The organism is Hyphomonas sp. L-53-1-40, from assembly GCF_000682775.1.
Lineage (GTDB): Bacteria > Pseudomonadota > Alphaproteobacteria > Caulobacterales > Hyphomonadaceae > Hyphomonas.
Genome location: NZ_AWFI01000018.1, coordinates 123,140 through 141,070, shown reverse-complemented (window position 1 = coordinate 141,070; position 17,931 = coordinate 123,140). Strand labels below are relative to the sequence as shown.

21 protein-coding genes are annotated in these 17,931 nt (G+C 60.1%); 14 read left to right on the top strand and 7 right to left on the bottom strand.

Annotated features, from left to right (window positions below; translation table 11 throughout):
• Positions 1 to 80: 80 nt before the first annotated feature.
• From L53_RS13745 to map, 3 genes are all read left to right on the top strand, one after another.
• Entirely contained in the window at positions 81 to 518 is a 438-nt protein-coding gene (locus L53_RS13745) for an OsmC family protein (protein WP_034816614.1), read from the top strand.
• A 22-nt stretch (positions 519 to 540) separates the two neighbouring features.
• Positions 541 to 777: a hypothetical protein gene (locus tag L53_RS13740; RefSeq protein ID WP_034816613.1), complete on the top strand. Its 237-nt coding sequence runs from the start codon at positions 541 to 543 to the stop codon at positions 775 to 777.
• A 100-nt stretch (positions 778 to 877) separates the two neighbouring features.
• Complete coding sequence (map, locus tag L53_RS13735; RefSeq protein WP_034816611.1) at positions 878 to 1,699, top strand: type I methionyl aminopeptidase; 822 nt, start codon at positions 878 to 880, stop codon at positions 1,697 to 1,699.
• Positions 1,700 to 1,705: 6 nt separating this feature from the next.
• On the opposite strand, the gene L53_RS16565 is transcribed toward map, so the two are convergent.
• Complete coding sequence (locus L53_RS16565) at positions 1,706 to 2,329, bottom strand: cupin domain-containing protein (protein ID WP_051607984.1); 624 nt, start codon at positions 2,327 to 2,329, stop codon at positions 1,706 to 1,708.
• A 127-nt stretch (positions 2,330 to 2,456) separates the two neighbouring features.
• Here L53_RS16565 and radC point away from each other — a divergent pair, with 127 nt between their 5' ends.
• Positions 2,457 to 3,146 (top strand): DNA repair protein RadC, encoded by a 690-nt coding sequence (radC, locus tag L53_RS13725; RefSeq protein ID WP_051607983.1) that lies wholly within the window; start codon positions 2,457 to 2,459, stop codon positions 3,144 to 3,146.
• On the opposite strand, the gene L53_RS13720 is transcribed toward radC, so the two are convergent.
• Positions 3,147 to 3,728 carry a TetR/AcrR family transcriptional regulator gene (locus tag L53_RS13720; protein WP_034816606.1) on the bottom strand — a complete coding sequence of 194 codons (582 nt, stop codon included), beginning with the start codon at positions 3,726 to 3,728 and terminating at the stop codon, positions 3,147 to 3,149. It abuts the gene before it with no gap.
• Between the two features lie 66 nt (positions 3,729 to 3,794).
• Here L53_RS13720 and L53_RS13715 point away from each other — a divergent pair, with 66 nt between their 5' ends.
• The gene (locus tag L53_RS13715) at positions 3,795 to 4,652 is read left to right on the top strand and encodes an NAD(P)H-binding protein (RefSeq protein ID WP_034816604.1); all 858 of its coding nucleotides are present in this window, start codon (positions 3,795 to 3,797) and stop codon (positions 4,650 to 4,652) included.
• A 79-nt stretch (positions 4,653 to 4,731) separates the two neighbouring features.
• Positions 4,732 to 5,241 (top strand): DUF1772 domain-containing protein, encoded by a 510-nt coding sequence (locus L53_RS13710; RefSeq protein ID WP_051607982.1) that lies wholly within the window; start codon positions 4,732 to 4,734, stop codon positions 5,239 to 5,241.
• On the opposite strand, the gene L53_RS13705 is transcribed toward L53_RS13710, so the two are convergent.
• Positions 5,238 to 5,915, bottom strand: coding sequence for a Fe2+-dependent dioxygenase (locus tag L53_RS13705; RefSeq protein ID WP_034816601.1), 678 nt, complete (start codon positions 5,913 to 5,915; stop codon positions 5,238 to 5,240). The two genes, L53_RS13710 and L53_RS13705, sit on opposite strands and share 4 nt — an antisense overlap.
• Before the next feature lie 76 nt (positions 5,916 to 5,991).
• On the opposite strand from L53_RS13705, the gene L53_RS13700 reads away from it, so the two are divergent.
• The 6 genes from L53_RS13700 (at position 5,992) to rnhA (ending at position 12,074) form a co-directional block, all read left to right on the top strand.
• Entirely contained in the window at positions 5,992 to 6,843 is an 852-nt protein-coding gene (locus tag L53_RS13700; protein WP_034816597.1) for a hypothetical protein, read from the top strand.
• Between the two features lie 144 nt (positions 6,844 to 6,987).
• A complete protein-coding gene (locus L53_RS13695) occupies positions 6,988 to 8,505 on the top strand; it encodes an MFS transporter (RefSeq protein WP_034816594.1) in 1,518 nt (505 codons plus the stop codon).
• 28 nt (positions 8,506 to 8,533) lie between these two features.
• Positions 8,534 to 10,018, top strand: a complete 1,485-nt coding sequence (locus L53_RS13690; protein ID WP_034816591.1) for an MFS transporter — start codon at positions 8,534 to 8,536, stop codon at positions 10,016 to 10,018.
• A 9-nt stretch (positions 10,019 to 10,027) separates the two neighbouring features.
• A complete protein-coding gene (locus L53_RS13685) occupies positions 10,028 to 11,008 on the top strand; it encodes a homoserine kinase (RefSeq protein WP_034816586.1) in 981 nt (326 codons plus the stop codon).
• Positions 11,005 to 11,592 (top strand): hypothetical protein, encoded by a 588-nt coding sequence (locus L53_RS13680; protein ID WP_034816583.1) that lies wholly within the window; start codon positions 11,005 to 11,007, stop codon positions 11,590 to 11,592. The genes L53_RS13685 and L53_RS13680 overlap by 4 nt, the downstream gene beginning before the upstream one ends.
• Positions 11,593 to 11,630: 38 nt before the next feature.
• A complete protein-coding gene (rnhA, locus tag L53_RS13675) occupies positions 11,631 to 12,074 on the top strand; it encodes a ribonuclease HI (protein ID WP_034816806.1) in 444 nt (147 codons plus the stop codon).
• Here rnhA and mnmH read toward each other — a convergent pair.
• Positions 12,071 to 13,123 carry a tRNA 2-selenouridine(34) synthase MnmH gene (mnmH, locus tag L53_RS13670; RefSeq protein ID WP_034816580.1) on the bottom strand — a complete coding sequence of 351 codons (1,053 nt, stop codon included), beginning with the start codon at positions 13,121 to 13,123 and terminating at the stop codon, positions 12,071 to 12,073. The genes rnhA and mnmH overlap by 4 nt on opposite strands.
• Positions 13,124 to 13,199: 76 nt before the next feature.
• Here mnmH and selD point away from each other — a divergent pair, with 76 nt between their 5' ends.
• Both selD and L53_RS13660 read left to right on the top strand, forming a co-directional pair.
• Positions 13,200 to 14,246, top strand: coding sequence for a selenide, water dikinase SelD (selD, locus tag L53_RS13665; RefSeq protein ID WP_034816577.1), 1,047 nt, complete (start codon positions 13,200 to 13,202; stop codon positions 14,244 to 14,246).
• A gap of 67 nt (positions 14,247 to 14,313) precedes the next feature.
• Positions 14,314 to 14,754: a thioredoxin domain-containing protein gene (locus L53_RS13660; protein WP_034816575.1), complete on the top strand. Its 441-nt coding sequence runs from the start codon at positions 14,314 to 14,316 to the stop codon at positions 14,752 to 14,754.
• A 3-nt stretch (positions 14,755 to 14,757) separates the two neighbouring features.
• Here the strand turns inward: L53_RS13660 and L53_RS13655 are convergent, their stop codons facing one another.
• From L53_RS13655 to L53_RS13645, 3 genes are all read right to left on the bottom strand, one after another.
• Positions 14,758 to 15,189 (bottom strand): hypothetical protein, encoded by a 432-nt coding sequence (locus L53_RS13655; protein WP_034816572.1) that lies wholly within the window; start codon positions 15,187 to 15,189, stop codon positions 14,758 to 14,760.
• A 22-nt stretch (positions 15,190 to 15,211) separates the two neighbouring features.
• Positions 15,212 to 16,201: a nitronate monooxygenase family protein gene (locus L53_RS13650; RefSeq protein ID WP_034816570.1), complete on the bottom strand. Its 990-nt coding sequence runs from the start codon at positions 16,199 to 16,201 to the stop codon at positions 15,212 to 15,214.
• 87 nt (positions 16,202 to 16,288) lie between these two features.
• Entirely contained in the window at positions 16,289 to 17,713 is a 1,425-nt protein-coding gene (locus L53_RS13645) for a DEAD/DEAH box helicase (protein ID WP_051607980.1), read from the bottom strand.
• Positions 17,714 to 17,931: the final 218 nt, after the last annotated feature.

Here is a 17,931-nt window from a genome sequence, read left to right as displayed (position 1 = left end):
ATTTAGGAGAGACAAGCGGGAACGTATTGAGGCTGCGCGCATTGCATTTTTCAATACCCAATTGATTGAAAGGACACGCCATGAAACGTCATGCCACCGCCCATTGGTCCGGAAACCTCGCGGACGGCACGGGCTCGCTCACGACGCAGAGCGGCGCGCTGTCCGATCACGCCTACTCCTTCAAGGCGCGATTTGAAGATGAGAGCGGCACGTCGGGTACTAATCCGGAAGAATTGCTCGCCGCCGCACATGCGGGCTGTTTCACCATGCAGCTCTCCCACCTGCTGGCCGAGAACGGAACACCTGCCACCGATCTGGATACGAAATGCATCGTGTCGGTCGAGCCGAAAGATGGTGGCGGATTCGAAATCACGCGCAGCGCCTTGACGCTTACGGCCGTGGTTGAAGGCATCGAACAGGATGATTTTGACGCCATCGCCGACAAGGCCAAGAACGGCTGCCCGATGTCGGTCGCCCTCGGCGCCATCGACATCACGCTTGGCACCCAGCTCCAGTAACCCTTTCAGAGGATCAAGACCCATGGCACCGGAACTCTTATATGGCGTAGGCGCGCTGCTCTTGCTGATCGCCCTGATCTGGGGGGTCAGCCGGGGCCGACTGAAATCCCGCACCGCGGAAGCGGTCAGCGAGGAAGGCACGCGCGAGATTTACCAGGAGCCCGAACGGTTTGATGACGAGCGGCGCGAAGAACTGAAACGCGCTGCAAAGTCTGCCGAAGCGGCAGCTGAAAAGCGCGACAAGACGGATGGGGCCTGAGTCTGATACTGTTTGGCAGGCCTGAAGGTGGAACTTAGCCGGGCAAATTGCTATCTAGGGTGCAGATACAGGTATTTCCGCCCCTGAAAGGCTCCGATTGATGACTGACACTTCCCTCCTGCTGCCGATGCGCACGGGCGAAATTCGCATTCACGATGCCGAAGGCTTCGCAGGTATGCGCAAGGCGGGACGTCTCGTGGCTGAATGCCTCGATATGCTGGTGCCGGAAGTGAAGCCCGGCGTGACCACCGAACATCTCGACAATCTGGTGCGGGAATTCGTCATGGATCATGGCGCAACCTCCGCGACGATCGGCTATCGCGGCTACCGCCATGCCAGTTGCATTTCACTCAACCATGTCATCTGTCACGGTATCCCCAGCGCCAAGCCGCTGAAGGAAGGCGATATTGCCAATATCGACGTCACCCTGATCATTGATGGCTGGCATGGCGACCATTCGCGCATGTATGGCGTCGGCAATGTGAAGCGGAAGGCCGAGCGCCTGATGGATGTGACCTATGATGCGCTCATGGCCGGCATCGCGCAGATCCGCCCCGGCAAGCGCTTTGGCGACATTGGCGGCGCGATCTCCGAAATTGCCCGGCTGAATCGCATGTCGGTCGTAGAGGACTTCTGCGGCCACGGCCTGGGACGCCTGTTCCATGACGAGCCAAACGTCGTCCACTCATCGGATTACAATACCGGCCCGGAACTGAAGCCCGGCATGTTCTTCACGGTCGAGCCGATGCTGAACCTGGGCCGCAAGGACGCTGCGATCCTGCCAGATGGCTGGACGGCCGTGACTCGCGACCGCCAGCTGTCGGCGCAGTACGAACATTCTGTCGGCGTGACCGAGGATGGTGTTGAAATCTTCAGCACATCCCCGAAAGGCTGGCACCAGCCTCACAAGGTCCAGCTCTAGTAAGCGCTATTCTTCAGGAGGCGGCGGCATGTAAAATGGCGCGGCTTCCGGAGGCATCTCCTCCATCGCAATCGTGATCCCGTATTCGGCTGCAAGCTGGCCAATTACGGCGCCTGCTGCTTCGGCTGAATCCGGCTTAGCCTCCGCAATGCGCGGGCCCGCATCATTCATGAAGCCTTCAAATGACCCACCCGTGGTGGTCATGATCAGCCTCGTGGTTTCATCGCTGGCATTCCAGAACATGTGCGTGTTGCCCCGGTTCAATGCAGCAAAGTCGCCCGGATAGAGCGACAGGATCTGGTCGCCCGACATGACACTGAGCGCACCGGACACGACGTAGAAATACTCATCCTCGCGCGTATGGTTATGTGGCGGTGATCCTGGGCTGCGCGGAGGCAGTTCAAATTCGTATACTGTCACATCGCCCGACGATTCTTCGGATGACAGCAACAGTCGGACAGGATGGAACGGGTTCTCGATGGCCTCCCCGGCCCCTGCCACGACCAATTTGTCGGGATGCGCATGGACATGATCTGCCAGGACACCATGATGGTCATGGCCCGCCGGCTGGATCATACAGGCAGACAGCGCCAGCAAGCCAGCGCCGCAAAGCGTGATTTTGTCCAACATGTTTCACTCTCCCACGGATTGTCCCTAGGGGAAGTCTATCTGCGACCATGCAATTCTCAAGTTCAATCTGAGGCGACGTGATCTAAGTCACTTTATCGAAACGTCGTTTCATGGTTTTTCAACCATAATGAGCACCCCCCCCGAAGAACCCCACTGGAAAGGTCACCGAGACCGCTTGCGAGGCAAACTGCTGACGCGTGGCGCGACCGCGTTAAGCAATTACGAAGTGCTGGAAGTCTTGCTCATGGCCTTCATCCCGCGTCGGGATGTCAAACCCATCGCAAAAGCGCTGGAAGCCCGCTTCGGCAGTCTGTCAGCGATCCTCGCTGCCCCGACATCCGACCTCATCAAGGTCAACGGTGTCGGCGAGACAGTCGCGGCGTATCTCAAGGCCATTGCCGAGCTCAACGCCCGGGCGTCCAGAGAGACGATCCAGAAGAAGCCCGCCATTTCCTCCTGGTCGGCGCTCATCGATTATGTTCGCACCGAACTGCAGCATGAAAAGCGCGAACAGTTCCGCATCCTGTTCCTGGATCGGAAAAACCAGTTGATCGCCGACGAAATCATGGGACATGGCACGGTCGACCATGCGCCCGTCTATACGCGTGAGGTCGCCCGCCGCGCGCTGGAGCTGCATGCATCAGCGCTCATTCTGGTGCACAATCATCCGTCAGGTGACCCCACACCGTCGCGCGCAGACATCGACATTACCCGCGAGATCATTGATGCGCTCGATCCATTCGACATCACCGTGCACGATCATCTGATTGCCGGCACGGGCGGCGTCACCAGCCTGAAATCAGCCGGACTGATCTGATCAGGACACCAGACTGTCGCGCGCCATTTTCTGAACAGCCGTAATATAGGCGGCCTGCGACCATCCGCATTCGAACCGCAGCTTTTCCCACACTTCGACTGACAACAGCGCCCAGAGCAAATCCGTTGCCTGCTCGACCGAATAGTCGGGCATCAGCCGGTCTGCGGACTTGAGCGCCATCACAGCGGCTTCACATCCATGCCGTACAGCTTGCATTCGGTCATTCCAGGCAGCCGCAGCGGCGTCGTCGGAGTCTCGCATGGCGATCAAGGCGCGCCCCACTCCGTGAATTTCCGGAATATAGTTCCCCCACGCCTCCACCCACAAATCCAGACGGTCCGTTCCTTTGGCCTTACGGCTCGCCGCAAGACGTTCGTCTATGTTTCGGACTTCGTCCATATAGCGCGCCGTCCCGGTCAGCAGGTCCGCGCGTGTCGGGAAATGAAGATAGACGGCCTGGCGGCTGATGCCCGCGGCCTTGGCGATATCGCTCATGCGCACGCCGGACCCGCCAGATTCCTCCAGCAATTTCCATGTAGCGCGCATGATTTTTTCGCGGGTTTCGAGATTCTCACTTGACATGATGTCAATCTATAGGCACTTGACGCCATGTCAACTTTACATCGTGTCAAGCAAAGGAGATTGAACATGACACAGCACCTTCATAGCCAGACAACGCATCGCGGGCCTGTGCTCGTATTGGGTGGCACCGGAAAGACCGGTCGTCGGATTGTCACCCGTTTGCGCGAGCGGGGTATTGATACCCGGGTCGGATCAAGGTCCGGCTCGCCCGCCTTCGATTGGGATGAGCCGTCCGGCTGGAACGCCGTGCTGGCTGGCATGAGCGCGGTATATATCAGCTACACGCCTGACCTCGCCGTGCCCGCCGCCAAGCAAGCGATCCGGCACCTTGTCGAACGCGCAAAAGCGCAGGGCGTGCAGCATCTCGTCCTGCTGTCTGGACGCGGAGAGCCAGACGCCCAGGCCTGCGAGCGCATCGTGCAGGAAAGCGGTCTCGACTGGACCATTGTGCGCGCCAGCTGGTTCAATCAGAATTTCTCCGAAGGCGATTTCCTGCCGCTGGTCCTGTCTGGTGACATCACACTGCCGGCTGGACATGTGCCGGAACCGTTTGTGGATGCCGAGGATATCGCCGACGTGGCCGTCGCTGCTCTCACCGAGACCGGACATATTGGCGAAGTCTACGAAGTGACCGGTCCCCGACTGATGACGTTTGACGAACTGGCCAGCGAATTGTCACGCGCAACCGACCGCAAGATCAGTTTCGTCCGTGTGCCTGCTAATGAATTTCTTCAAGGGTTTCGCCAGGCTGGCGCTCCGGAAGACATGATCTGGCTGCTCGACTACCTGTTCTCCACCATACTTGATGGCCGCAATGCCCAACTCTGTGACGGTGTGGAACGGGCCCTGGGCCGACCGCCAAAGGACTTTTCCGACTTCGCCAACGAAGTCGCCGCCTCCGGGCTCTGGAGCGCCGCTGCGTGACGCCCGCCTCACTCACCCCGCATGTCCGTAGCTGACTGATCCTCTTCGGCGGGCATGCCACATCCAAGGAATCAAACTCATGACGACCCATCTCTTTGTCTATGCCTGCCTCACCATCGGACTTTCTGCCGCCCTCGTCGGCGGTGTGTTTCAAGCCTTCTCCGATTTCGTAATGGCCGGCCTCATCCGCGCCGCGCCAGCTGGCGGCATCGACTCCATGCAACAGATCAACCGGACAGTGTTTCGCTCGGCATTTCTGGCGATCACGTTGGCATTGGCACCTATCATGCTCGCCGCCTCCCTTTATGCCTGGCAAAGCCTGGAAGGGTCACCAAAGATCCTGATACTGATCGGAACCGCGATCTACGTGACGACCGTGCTCGGGGTCACCATGTTCGGTAACGTTCCGATGAATAAACATCTCGACGGCCTTACGCCTTCTTCGCCGGATGCCGCGATCTATTGGAAGAAGTTCGGTACCGTCTGGACAGGGTGGAACCATGTTCGCACTTTCGGGGCGATTATTGCCGCCATCTGCTTCCTGCTAGCTGCAACTGGCTTGCCCGACACCCTTGCTGCCATGACTTAGCTCTGGCCGAACCGGCGCACCAGGTTGGAAATGCTCTTCGACAGAACCAGCATTTCCGGAGACTGAAGATCCAGCCTGCCCGACAGGCTGGATCGCAGATTCTCAAGATCAAAGATAATCTCCCGTACCGCCGCATCTGGCACGCTGCTCTCAATCCAGCCAACACAGACGAGCCGCTTGCCGGAAGTCACCGGCGCAACCCGGTGCAGACTGGTCGATGGATAGAGCACCATGTCTCCCGCGTCCAATTTGATGGACTGGGTCATCCCCGCCAGATCGATCTCCAGCTCGCCCCCCTCATAGTCGCCCGGATCGGACAGGAAGAGCGTGAAAGAAAAGTCCGTGCGCAAGCGCGACTCCCCTGCTCCCATGAATGGATTGTCGACATGATGACCGTATCCGCCGCCCTCCTCGGTCCGGCTGACAATCAGTTTCGAGAACTGGCGTGGCTGGGCCGCCGCACGCAGAACAGGGTGTCGCTCCACCTTGGCCTTGAGGAGCTGGCGAACCTGCGCGCCGGTACGGGATGTCAGATCCGCTTGCTGGTTGCGCTTGACCGCCCGGGCCATGCCACCTGCCGTTTCTGCGCCGTCGCGCCAGCCGAGCGTTGCGACCAGATCGCGGACATCACTCAGGTCGGCCTCATCGAGTACGTTGGAAAGGGTCAAAAGCATGTTGCGCCTACTTGCGAATAATTTGCATTTGCGTCATTCAGCGCTATAGCAGATCGACGCAAAGAGGAAGTATATCATGGCCTTTGACACCAAACTGAAGCAGTGGACCAGTCTTGGTCTGGGCACCGTCCTGATGACTGGCGCGCTTGCAGGTTGCAGTGAGCCTGCCGCCCCTGCCGACGAGGCAGGCACAGAGATCGCGCAGCCTGAAACACCTGCAGAAGTGGATCCAACCGCAGAAGCCAACACACTGGCCACTGAAGGCGGTGAAGGCGAAGGCGGTGTGACCATTGACGCCGCCTATACCGACCCGGTCGTCTACAAGGCCGCGCTGGCCATTGCAGCAGCCCACGTCCTGGCCGCGCGCGACGCCTACGCCAAAGGCGAAACGACCGCCGCGGCTGAAATGTACGCGCATCCGGTCTCCGAAGTCCTGTTCGACATGGAGCCGGTCTTTGCAGCTCAAGGCGTCGCCGACTTTACCGACCTGTTTACAGACACGTCTGCAGCGGTCTTTGCAGGGGAAAGCCAGGAACAGATCAACGCCCGCACGGACGCGATCCTTGCCGCGCTCGACAAAGCCGCCGAGAGCGCCCCCGCCACCGACATGTCCGATGCCATGGTCAGCGCCCATGTCGCCTCCGACCAGATCGATCGCGCATCCGACATGTATCGCCTGTCGCTCGATTCTGATTTCTACGAGACGTATCTGGACGGCTACGGCTTCTATCAGGCCGCCGAGCGCGCCTTTACGCAAGCGGAAAGCGACATCACGGCCGAAAATTCCGATGCAGCAGAATCCATTCGCGCGGCGCTTGGCCTGTTAGCTGAAGCCTACCCGACTGCGCTCCGCCCTGACCCAATGGACACTGATGCTGCAGCCCTCGCCGTTGCGGCGTCGGAAGTACAGTTGGCGCTGAGCCAGTAGTGGCAAATTGACCTCCGCAAGACCTTGCTCGCACGCTGTCGCAGAGTAAGGCCTTGCGCCCCCCGCACATGTCATTACCGTAGGGAGACATGTAGAGAGGCGCCGCCAAGACGCGCCCGGTATTTTCGGGAGGATTTTCGGCGGATGACCGACACGACAGCTGGCCAAGCGGCCGCGGGCGGACACATCACAGGCTTCGGTTCAAAAGGGTATCGCACCTATGTGCTGATCGCCCTGATGCTGGTCTACACGCTGAACTTCATCGACCGAACGCTCATTTCGGTCGTTGCCCAGCCGATCATCAACACATTTCAGCTGAATGACACGCAATGGGGCCTCCTGTCCGGGCCGCCCTTCGCATTGTTCTACGCTGCAATGGGCATTCCGATCGCGATGTGGGCCGACCGCGCCAATCGCGTGTTGATTATTGCGCTCTGCATCATCGTCTGGTCCGTCATGACAGCGCTTTGCGGGGTCGCTTCAGGCTTCATCTGGCTACTCGTCTTTCGCGTCGGCGTTGCCGTCGGCGAAGCAGGCTGTACGCCGCCCGCCAACTCATTGATCACTGACTATTATCCCCCGAAAAGCCGCGCGGGCGCGCTCGGCATCTATTCCATGGGCGTCACGCTTGGCGGCGTGCTTGCGCAACTCTTCGGCGGCACGATTGCCGGCATCAAGGGGGCTGATTTCGGCAACTGGATCGGTTCGCTCGGTCTTGGGGGTTTGTTTGGTAATCTCGACTGGTCGGCCGTGGAAGGCTGGCGTATCGCGTTTGTGGTTGTCGGCGCGCCGGGCGTGCTGATCGCGATCATCCTGATGTTCACCATCAAGGAACCTCCCCGCGGCTACTCCGATCCGCCCTCGGCAAAGGGCAATGGCAAGGCGCCTTTCTTTGATGCCTTCCGTGAATTTTCTGCCAAGCCGACATTCTGGTGGCTATCGCTGGGCGCCGCTCTGGTGGCCTTTGTCGGCTATGGCCTGATCAGCTTCCAGGCGCCTTTCCTCCAGCGCGTTCATGGTATTGATGTGCGCGACGCTGCCGTACTCTATGGCGCGCCGCTGGCTGCAGTTGCCGCTCTCGGCACATTCCTCGGCGGGTACATCTCGGAAAAGCTCGCAGGCCGCTTCTCCACGATCTCGGCATGGCTCCCGGGCGTTGGCCTGCTGATTGCCGTGCCCGCCTATGTTGGTGCCTTCTTCGCCCCGACCATCGAGATCGCCTTTGGTCTGTGGATCATCGCGGGCACGATGCACTACGCCTATCTTTCCAGCCAATACATGGTCGGCACGGCCATTGTCAGCCCACAGTCGCGCGCCACCACCATTGCCGTGCTGCTGCTGATTGTCAGCCTGATCGGCAATGGCATTGGCCCGCTCTTTGTCGGGGCGATGAGCGATTTCTTCATGGGACAGGAAATTGGCAAAGCCGGCCTGTCAGCCTTTGCGGACGCTTTCAATCCGCGCCTCTGCGGCACGGACCCGGCTGCCCTCGGCGCGGAAGGCCCTGAGCTTTGTCGCGCCTATGCCAATGGCCTGCGCCACTCCATGGCCGCGACGGTCTTGTTCTTCATCGTCGCTGCATTTTGCTACTTCATGGCTTCGCGTTCATTCATGAGGGATCGGTACAATCCCGATTCCCCAGCCGCCGACATGAATTCCTGAAACACAGCGACGGAAAGACACAAGTAGAATGACAGACACGACCGCTGCGCTCGACGAAAAACCCGGCTTTGAAACTGGCTATCGCACCAAGGGATACCGGGCATATGTCCTGTCCTCCCTGCTCGTCGTTTACATCTTCAATTTCATTGATCGGTCCATCTTCGGCATCCTGACCGATCCGATCCGCAACAGCCTTGGTCTGGAAGACTGGCAGATGGGTCTGCTCGGGGGTCTGGCCTTCGCTACGTTCTACACCACGCTCGGCATTCCGATTGCCCGTTTTTCGGAGAAGACGAGCCGCATGATGATTATCGTGGCCTCATTGACGATGTGGAGCCTGATGACCGTCCTTTGCGGGTTTGCCGTCAGTTTCGCGACCATGTTCGCCTTCCGCCTTCTGGTCGGAGTGGGTGAGGCCGGTTGTACGCCGCCGGCGCAATCGGTCATCGCCGACTATTTCAAGCCCGGTAGTCGGGCGACCGCCGCCTCAATCTACGCGCTTGGCGTGCCGCTTGGTGGCATGTGCGCCGGTCTCGCCGCAGGCCCGATCAATGATTATGTTACGGGCGAGAATGTCCACGCCCTGCTGGAAGGCTGGGGCTGGACGTGGGTCGCAGACATGATCGACTGGAAGAGCCTCGAAGGCTGGCGCATTGCGTTCATTGCGGTCGGCCTGCCCGGCCTGGTGTTCGCGCTGATCATCGGCCTCACGGTCAAGGAGCCGCCGCGCGGCTACACCGATCCACCGAATGCTGCGAAGCCGGAACGGGAATCCTTCGGCGCCGCACTGAAGAAGCTTAGCAAGAAGCCGACCTATGTGCATGTCGTCTTTGGCGCAGCGCTCGCCTCATTTGCAGGATACGGGATCGCGGCCTTCTCCACCTCCTTCCTGCTGCGCACGCATGAACTGACCCTCACACAAGCCGCACTCATCTTCTCTCTGGTGCTGGGCCTGATGGCTGCCATTGGTGTGTTCCTGTCTGGCTTCCTCGCTGATCGCCTCGCGAAACGCTACCCGACGGCCCTGTCCTGGATGCCTGCTCTCGGCATGGGCCTGTCGGTTCCGCTCTACTGGCTCGGCTATCTCAGCCCGTCGGTCGCGCTGATGCTGCCACCGCTCATGGCCGCCGCCATGCTGCACTATTTCTATCTTGGGCCAATGTATGCCGTCTCAGCCGGCGTCGTGGATGCGCGCACGCGGGCGACCGCCGTGGCCATCACGCTCTTTGCCGTCAACCTGATCGGGCTCGGCCTTGGCCCCACCCTGATCGGTCTGTTGTCCACAGTGCTGAAGACGATGATGCTGTCAGGCGCCGATCTTGGTCTGACACTGGACCTCTGCAAGGAAGCTGCAAGCCTCAGCGCCGACCAGGTTGCCGCCTGTACCAGCGCCGACGCACGCGGCTTGCAGTGGTCGATTATTATCTTCGCATCGATCTATGGCTGGGCAGCAATCCACTATCTGCTGGCTGGGAAGACGCTGCAGCGTGACATGGTAGCCAAGACGGCCTAATCGGTCTTCATGGCTGTTTACACTCAGGTTTCCGACGAGGCGCTTGCTGCGTTTCTCGAAGAATACGATCTCGGCAATGCCCTGTCTTTCAAGGGTATTGCCGAGGGCGTCGAGAATTCGAACTACTATCTCGAAACCACGACGGGCCGGTTCATTCTCACCCTGTTTGAAAAACGGGTGAATGCGGATGACCTGCCCTATTTCATTGGCCTGAAACAGCATCTGGCGGGCAAGGGCTTCCCCTGCCCGGAGCCCATCCTCGCGAAAGACGGCAAAGCGCTCCGCACGCTTGAAGGACGGCCCGCCGTGATCGTGTCTTTCCTTGATGGACTCTCGCCGAAAAAGCCGACTCCCGCCCAGTGTCGTGGTCTGGGGGAAGGTCTCGCGCGGATGCATGTCACGCTTTCTGATTTTGAGATCACCCGTCCCAACAGTCTTGGTCCATCGGCATGGCCGCGCCTCTGGGCCGGCCAGTCAGATGAGGCCGAAAAACTGCAACCCGGCTTGTCCGGCCTGATCGACGAAGCCCTCGCTGATATCGCCAAGGCCAAGCCACAAAGCCTGACCCTGCCGCGCGGCACCATCCATGCCGATCTCTTTCCGGACAATGCGTTTTTCCTGGGCGAAGACTTTTCCGGCATCATCGATTTCTATTTCGCCTGCACAGATGCGCTCGCCTATGACCTCGCCATCTGCCTGAATGCGTGGGCTTTTGATGACAATCCGGGGCGCGGCGCCATCGACTACAATTATTCCAAGGGTGCAAACCTGATCGCAGGCTATGAGAGCATACGCCCGCTGGAACCGACGGAGCGCGACGCCCTCCCCCTGCTGGCACGCGGCGCAGCGTTGCGTTTCTTCCTGACGCGGATGGTGGACTGGACATCGACGCCCGAGGGCGCCCTCGTAAAGCCCAAGAATCCCCTCGAATATGCCGGCCGCCTCGCCTTTCATCGCAAGGTGACGAGTGCGGAAGGCTATGGTGCATGACGGAGTTCGGGCCAAATGGTGGGGTGGTTGGCACCGGTCCGTCTGACCTTTCGGTCGACTATCGAGCCCTCAGCAAGGACCGAAAGATCCGCCGTGTAAAACTCGGCCTGCTCTTGTCCTCCCTGGCGGCGTGCCTTGGCGTTACGCTGATCGGACTTTTCCTGACCTTTGTCTTTGGCGTGCTCGAAGGGATTGGCATGTTGCCCACCATGTTCGATCGCCCAAATAGCGGCTTCCTGTTCGGAATCCAGATGGCCGCGATGATGTCCCTGTTCAACTTCATTCTGTTCTTCGTCACCGTGCCAGCCGCGTGGCTGGCCATGGGTCTGTCCATCGGCAGGTTTCCGCATCAGGGGATTGCGGCCCGTGCACCCTATCTGCGCTGGGCCAGCATCTGGGGCGCCCTGCTCGTCGGTGGCACGACAGGGGGATTCGGCGTGACAGCGTCGCTGTTGACCGGCCTTGGCGCAGCCCTCACCGGTGCCTGTATCGGCGCGCTGGCCGGCCTCGTCTGCGGCCTGCTCTTTCTTGCCATCGTCAAGCCTGCGCAACAAATGCATGAGGCAGACATCAGCGTCTTCTGATGCTTGACGGACCCGCCAAAGCCCCGCACCTGAAAGCCATGACTGACAAGATCGAAATCTGGACAGATGGTGCCTGCAGCGGCAATCCCGGCCCCGGCGGCTGGGGTGCCCTGCTCGTGGCAGGCGACAACCGCAAGGAACTGTGGGGCGGCGATAAAGCCACCACAAATAACCGCATGGAAATGCTGGCCGTGATCGAGGCACTGAACGCGCTGAAGGGCCCGTCCAAGATCACCCTGCACGTCGATTCCACTTATGTGAAAGACGGCCTGACCAAATGGATCCATGGCTGGAAACGCAATGGCTGGAAGACCGCCGCGAAAAAACCGGTCAAGAATCAGGATCTCTGGATGGCGATGGACGAAGCCTGCCAGCGCCATGACATCACCTGGAAATGGGTGAAGGGACATGCGGGTGACCCCGGCAATGAAAAGGCCGACGAACTGGCCCGGCGCGGCACGGAAGAGGCGCGCGGACGCTAGGCGCGGACCACCAGTCTCTCTGCGGCTCGCTTCAGCGCCGCTTCATCCAGACTCTCCAACCTGACCATATCTACCGGCGCATCTTCGCGCCGCTTGCGGCTGCGCGCATAGAGCGGATCGTAATGTCGGTCCATCAGCTGCCGCGCCAGCGCGCGATAGTCTCCCGCCTCCGCCAATGCCTGCCACTCGGCCAGCGTCTCTTTCGACTGCAGGCCCTTCAGCTTGGCGAGCGCTTCCATCAGCCGGTCCTTGTCCCGGATGATGTCTTCATAGGCAGAGAGCAGGAAATCTGCCCGCACGTCTGAAGGAACCGTCATCTCGATGCGCGGCGCCGCCAGCATGGAGTGCCACAGGCGCCGGGGCACGCGGCACCTGCCGACCCGCGCGGACTCCGCCTCGACAAAGACCGGACGGCTCAGATCGAACTGACGCAACTGCTCCCAGATGCCGCTTTCGAACAAGCGCTGCGCTGGCTGTGGCGCATCACCAAGATCACCAAACGCCGAACCGCGATGATGGGCGAGACCTTCCAGGTCAATCACCTGCCCGCCTGCCTTCGCGATGGCCTGCAACAGCGCCGTCTTGCCCGTGCCGGTCTGGCCATCAATCAGGCGCACCGGCAGCAGGCTGTCCTCATGCTCCAACCCGGTCACGACTTCCCGCCGCCACGTCTTGTAGCCGCCCTTCACCACGCCGCTCGGCCAGCCAACCGAGGACAGGATCGTCGCCATGGAGTTCGAGCGCATCCCGCCCCGCCAGCAATAGACCAGCGGTCGCCAGCTTTTCGGCTTGTCAGCCAATGCGGTCTCAAGGTGATGCGCAATATTGCGCGCCACAATTGCACCCCCGACCCGGTTGGCGCGGAACGGACTCTCCTGCTTGTAGATCGTGCCAACGCGCGCGCGTTCTTCATTCGACAGCACCGGCAGACTGATGGCGCCCGGCATGTGGTCATCCTCGAACTCGGCCGGAGAGCGCACGTCAATGATCGCATCATAGCGCGACAGGTTTTCGAGGCTGATATCCGTGACGGTTTCGAGATAAGGCATGCCTCTTCGATTAGCAGGTTTTGTTTGCCCCGCCAGTGCTCGGCGCGGTAAGCCTGCAGCCCAAGAGGAGCCCGCCATGCCCGACAGAGACACCGAACCCCGCCTGACATCCCTCGCCCATGGGGGCGGCTGCGGCTGCAAGCTCGCGCCAAATGTGCTGGCGGATATTCTCAGTGAGATGCCCCTGTCACTTGGCCACTCGGACTTGATTGTGGACGCGGGCAAGAGCGATGATGCGGCCGTCTACCTCATCAACGAAACCACCACGCTCGTCGCCACGACTGACTTCTTCACGCCCATTGTGGATGACCCGCACACTTTCGGGCGCATCGCCGCAACCAATGCCCTGTCGGATATCTTCGCGATGGGGGCGAAACCCATCTTTTGTCTCGCCATTGTCGGCATGCCCATCGGCAAGATTGCCAATGAGACGATCCGCGCCATTCTTGCGGGCGGGCGCAGCGTGGCCGAGGCCGCCGGCGCGCCCATCGCGGGCGGGCATTCGATTGACTCCGCCGAGCCAATCTACGGCCTCGTAGCCCTCGGCATGGGCCATCCCGACAAATTGCTGTTGAACTCCAACGCACAGGCGGGCGATGTCCTGATCCTTGGCAAACCACTCGGCATTGGCATCTATTCCGCCGCGCTGAAACAGGAACTCCTCTCCCCTGCCGAGTATGACGAAATGGTCGCCTCGACGACACGGCTCAATTCGCCAGGTACGGAACTCTCCGAACTTGGCGATGTGCATGCCGCAACCGACGTGACCGGCTTTGGACTGCTCGGCCATGCCAGCGAAATGGCGCGCGGTGCCGGCCTTCAGATCGTCATCGAGAAAAGCAAGGTCCCCGTCTTTAAAGGCGCCCGTCGCCACGCACAGTCAGGCATCAAGACCGGCGCGTCCGGCCGCAACTGGGATTCGGTATCTCATATGGTCACGGGTCAGATGTCCGCGATGGAGACCGACCTGCTCTGCGACCCGCAGACCAGCGGCGGGCTGCTCGTTTCCTGTTCGCCCGAGGCGGCGCACGCGGTATTGGAAACCTTCCGCCGCCACGGCCATGCCGATGCGGCCATCATCGGTCGGGTAGAGTCAGGTGCCGCCAGCATTCGCGTTGAATAACGCAAGTGTGACCCCACAAGGTCTGCGCTCATGCTAGGTCTGCTTGTCCAGACGTCAGGAGAATTTCATGCGCTTCAGCCTTGCTGCCATCTCGATCGCTGCGCTTGCCGCATGTGGCCCATCCGTGGCTACGCCCGGCAGTCTTGCTGATGTCAAGGAAATCATCGCGCCTGCTGAAGACACGAAAGTTCTGGCAGTCCTGAGCTATGCCAGCTGGTGTGGCAGCTGCAAGGTGCTCGATCCCAAGGTCGAAACCGTGCGTGCCTCAAACCCGTTTGACGGCGCTGAATTCTTCGCCCTCGACTATTCACCCAAGGATGACGCCGCCTATTTCGCCGACGCAGAGACCCTTGGCATCGCTGGCACGATGCGCGAAATCTTCCCGGAGAAAATAAAGACCGGCCAACTCTATCTGATTGACCGGTCTTCTGGAAATGTGATCAGCACCGTGACAAAATCAATGTCAGAAGCTGAAATCGCTGCCGCGATCAAGGCTGCGCTGTCCTGATGATCAGGACGCCGTACAGGCGCCGTCGTCCTTGCTCAGCTCACGGCGAACCTGATCGATATAGGTGCCTGTCATTTCGAAGCCACTCCGAGTGACGCCATAGGTCGGACTGCTGCCATCCTCAATGAAATCACTCATCAGGCGACCGGCGGCATCTTCCAGGCCCAGGCTCTCATCTTCGCGAATGTCCGCCACGACCTGGCTGACTTTCAAAATGTCGGCCTGATCGTCTTCGGACTTATCGGCCAGCAGGGTCTGGTAGCAGCCGCAATAGACTTCGATCGTATCGCCGTCCTCGGCGAGATCTTCCACAATCTCCGGATCCCCCGCCAGCATGGTATTGCAAACAGATGCTGCGTTATTGTCGCTTGAGACGCCCATACCGCAGGCGGCGAGAGCGAGACAGGCACTGGCGAAAAGGGGGATACGGATCATGAGAAAGTTCTTTCAGAATGGATCAGGCCGGAACCTTGCCCGACAGCATGCCTGCCAGACGGTTTGTGATGATATCTTCAGCTTCTTTCATGATTCGGTCGATCAGTTCCTTACAGGTCGGAATGTCGTGAATCAGACCGGCAACCATGCCGCAGGACCAGGCACCCGCATCCATTTCGCCTTCTTTCATGATGCGCGGATAGACGCCTGCAACCTCTTCGATAATGTCTTCGAATTTGAGGTCTGCGCCCAGCTTGCGCTCTTTTTCCAACAGGCGCTCAACCGCAACATTGGTCAGCACGCGCTCGGTATTGCGCAGCGGACGCATGACAAGGCGGGTATCGAGTTCGGACGCGGCAACGATGGCATCCTTCACATTCTGGTGCACGGGGGCTTCCTTCGTCGCGATGAAGCGTGTGCCCATGTTCATACCCGACGCGCCCATGGCGAGAGATGCCACGAGGCTGCGTCCATCCGCCTGACCACCTGAGGAAACGAATGGAATTTCCAGTTCATCCGCCGCACGCGGCAACAGGATCATGTTCGGGATATCGTCTTCGCCAGGGTGTCCGCCGCACTCGAAACCATCGACGGAGACCGCATCACAGCCAATGGATTGCGCCTTCAGCGCGTGGCGTACGGCGGTACATTTGTGGATCACCTTGATGCCGTGCTCTTTCAGGATCGGCAGGACCTGCACAGGATTGTTCCCGGCGGTCTCAACAACTTTCACACCGCCTTCGATGATGGCTTTCACATAGCCTGGATAGTCCGGTGCGTTGACGACCGGCAGAAACGTAAGGTTCACGCCGATCGGCTTGTCAGTCATGTCACGACAGCGCGCGATCTCGTTCGCGAGGTCTGCAGGGGTTTTCTGTGTCAGGGCCGTAATGATGCCGAGACCGCCAGCATTCGAGACGGCGGCAGCCATTTCGGCAAACCCGACATAGTGCATACCGCCCTGGATGATCGGATGCTCGATTCCGAACATTTCTGTGATGGCAGTCTTCATGGCATATCCTCCTTGTTTCCGGCCTATCCTTGGCGGAAGGACGGCGCGGAAACAAGGCTGACATTGGGTAAAGAGTGCAGGCTGGCCCTAGCTGACGGGCGACCAGGACTTGTTCGGTTTGCCCCGGCGCTTCTGACCGTTGCCACCCTGACGGGAGCCACCCCCGCCGGATTCGGAACGCGCGGCGCTTCTATCGCCGCCATCCCGTGATCCACCGGGCTTGCCGCCCTTGTACCCACCTTTGCCACCACCACCGCCGGAGCGGTTACGGTTCTGCGATTGGCCGCCCTGACGACGTCCGCCGCCCTGGCTTCTGCCACCCCCGCCGCGGCTCTGCTTGGTGTGCGGACCCGGCTCTTCCGGCAAGGACAGGTCGAGCGCCATGTCTTCGTCCAGATCGATCCGGTCGATCTTGCGACCAATCAGTTTTTCGATGTCACGCAGATATCCGCGCTCATCATTGCCTACGAAGGACAGTGCAATGCCGCTTTTCCCGGCGCGAGCTGTCCGGCCGATGCGATGAACATAGGATTCCGGCAGGTTCGGCATGTCCATGTTCACAACATGGCTGACGCCATCGACGTCAATGCCGCGCGCGGCAATGTCGGTCGCAACCAGGATCGGGGCCTTGCCCTTCTTGAAATTGTCCAATGCACGAATGCGCTGGTTCTGGCTCTTGTTGCCGTGGATCGCCTCGGCATACAGGCCTTCATTGGCGAGGTAGCGGACCACCTTGTCAGCGCCATGCTTGGTGCGGGTGAACACGATGGCGCGGTCCATGTCGTCCTCGGACAGGATTTCGGCCAGCAGGCGCGGCTTGGCCGTGCCTTTCACCATATAGACCGCTTGGTCGATCTTTTCGGCAGGCTTGGAAACGGTGGCGACGGTCACTTCGGCCGGATCGCGCAGGAAATCATTCGCAAGCGAGCGGATTTCCTTCGGCATAGTCGCCGAGAAGAGCAGCGTCTGGCGGCGCGTCGGAATGGCCTTCATCACTTTACGGATCGCAGGCAGGAAGCCCATATCCATCATCTGATCGGCTTCATCCAGCACGACCGCTTCGGTACCGCTCAGATTCACGGCGCCGGTTTCCATATGGTCAAGCAGGCGTCCCGGTGTTGCCACCAATACATCCACGCCGCGTGCCAGCGCACGGACTTGTCCGCCGGGCTTCACGCCGCCCACGACAATCGCCGTGGTCAGCTTCATCTGGCTACCATAAACGCGCACGCTTTCGGCAATCTGGGCGGCCAGCTCACGCGTCGGCGCCAGAATCAGGATGCGAGCCGCCTTGGAGACAGGGCGGCCAGGATTGGAGGCCATACGGCTGAGCAGCGGCAGCACGAAAGCTGCGGTCTTGCCAGTGCCGGTCTGGGCAATGCCCACAAGGTCGCGGCCTTCCAGCAGTGTCGGGATCGCCTGCTCCTGAATCGGAGTCGGCTTGGTATAGCCCTCAGCAGCAATCGCCTTGAGGACGGGCTCGGCGAGGCCGAGTTCGGTAAACTGTGTCAAATCAATACTTTCATGTGCGGGCGCCCAGCGGACTCAAAAGTCCGCGCGCCCTGTTAGGCTCTAAATTTTAGGAAGCCTGCTTTCGATCGGCATCCCGGTTGTTGGCGCACTCGACGCGAACCCGGAAAAGGCAACGATCAATGCGAGAGCAGCAGCTATTCGCCCTGCTACAGCGGCATATGGCACGCTTTTGTGCAATGCACAAACGATATTAGCCG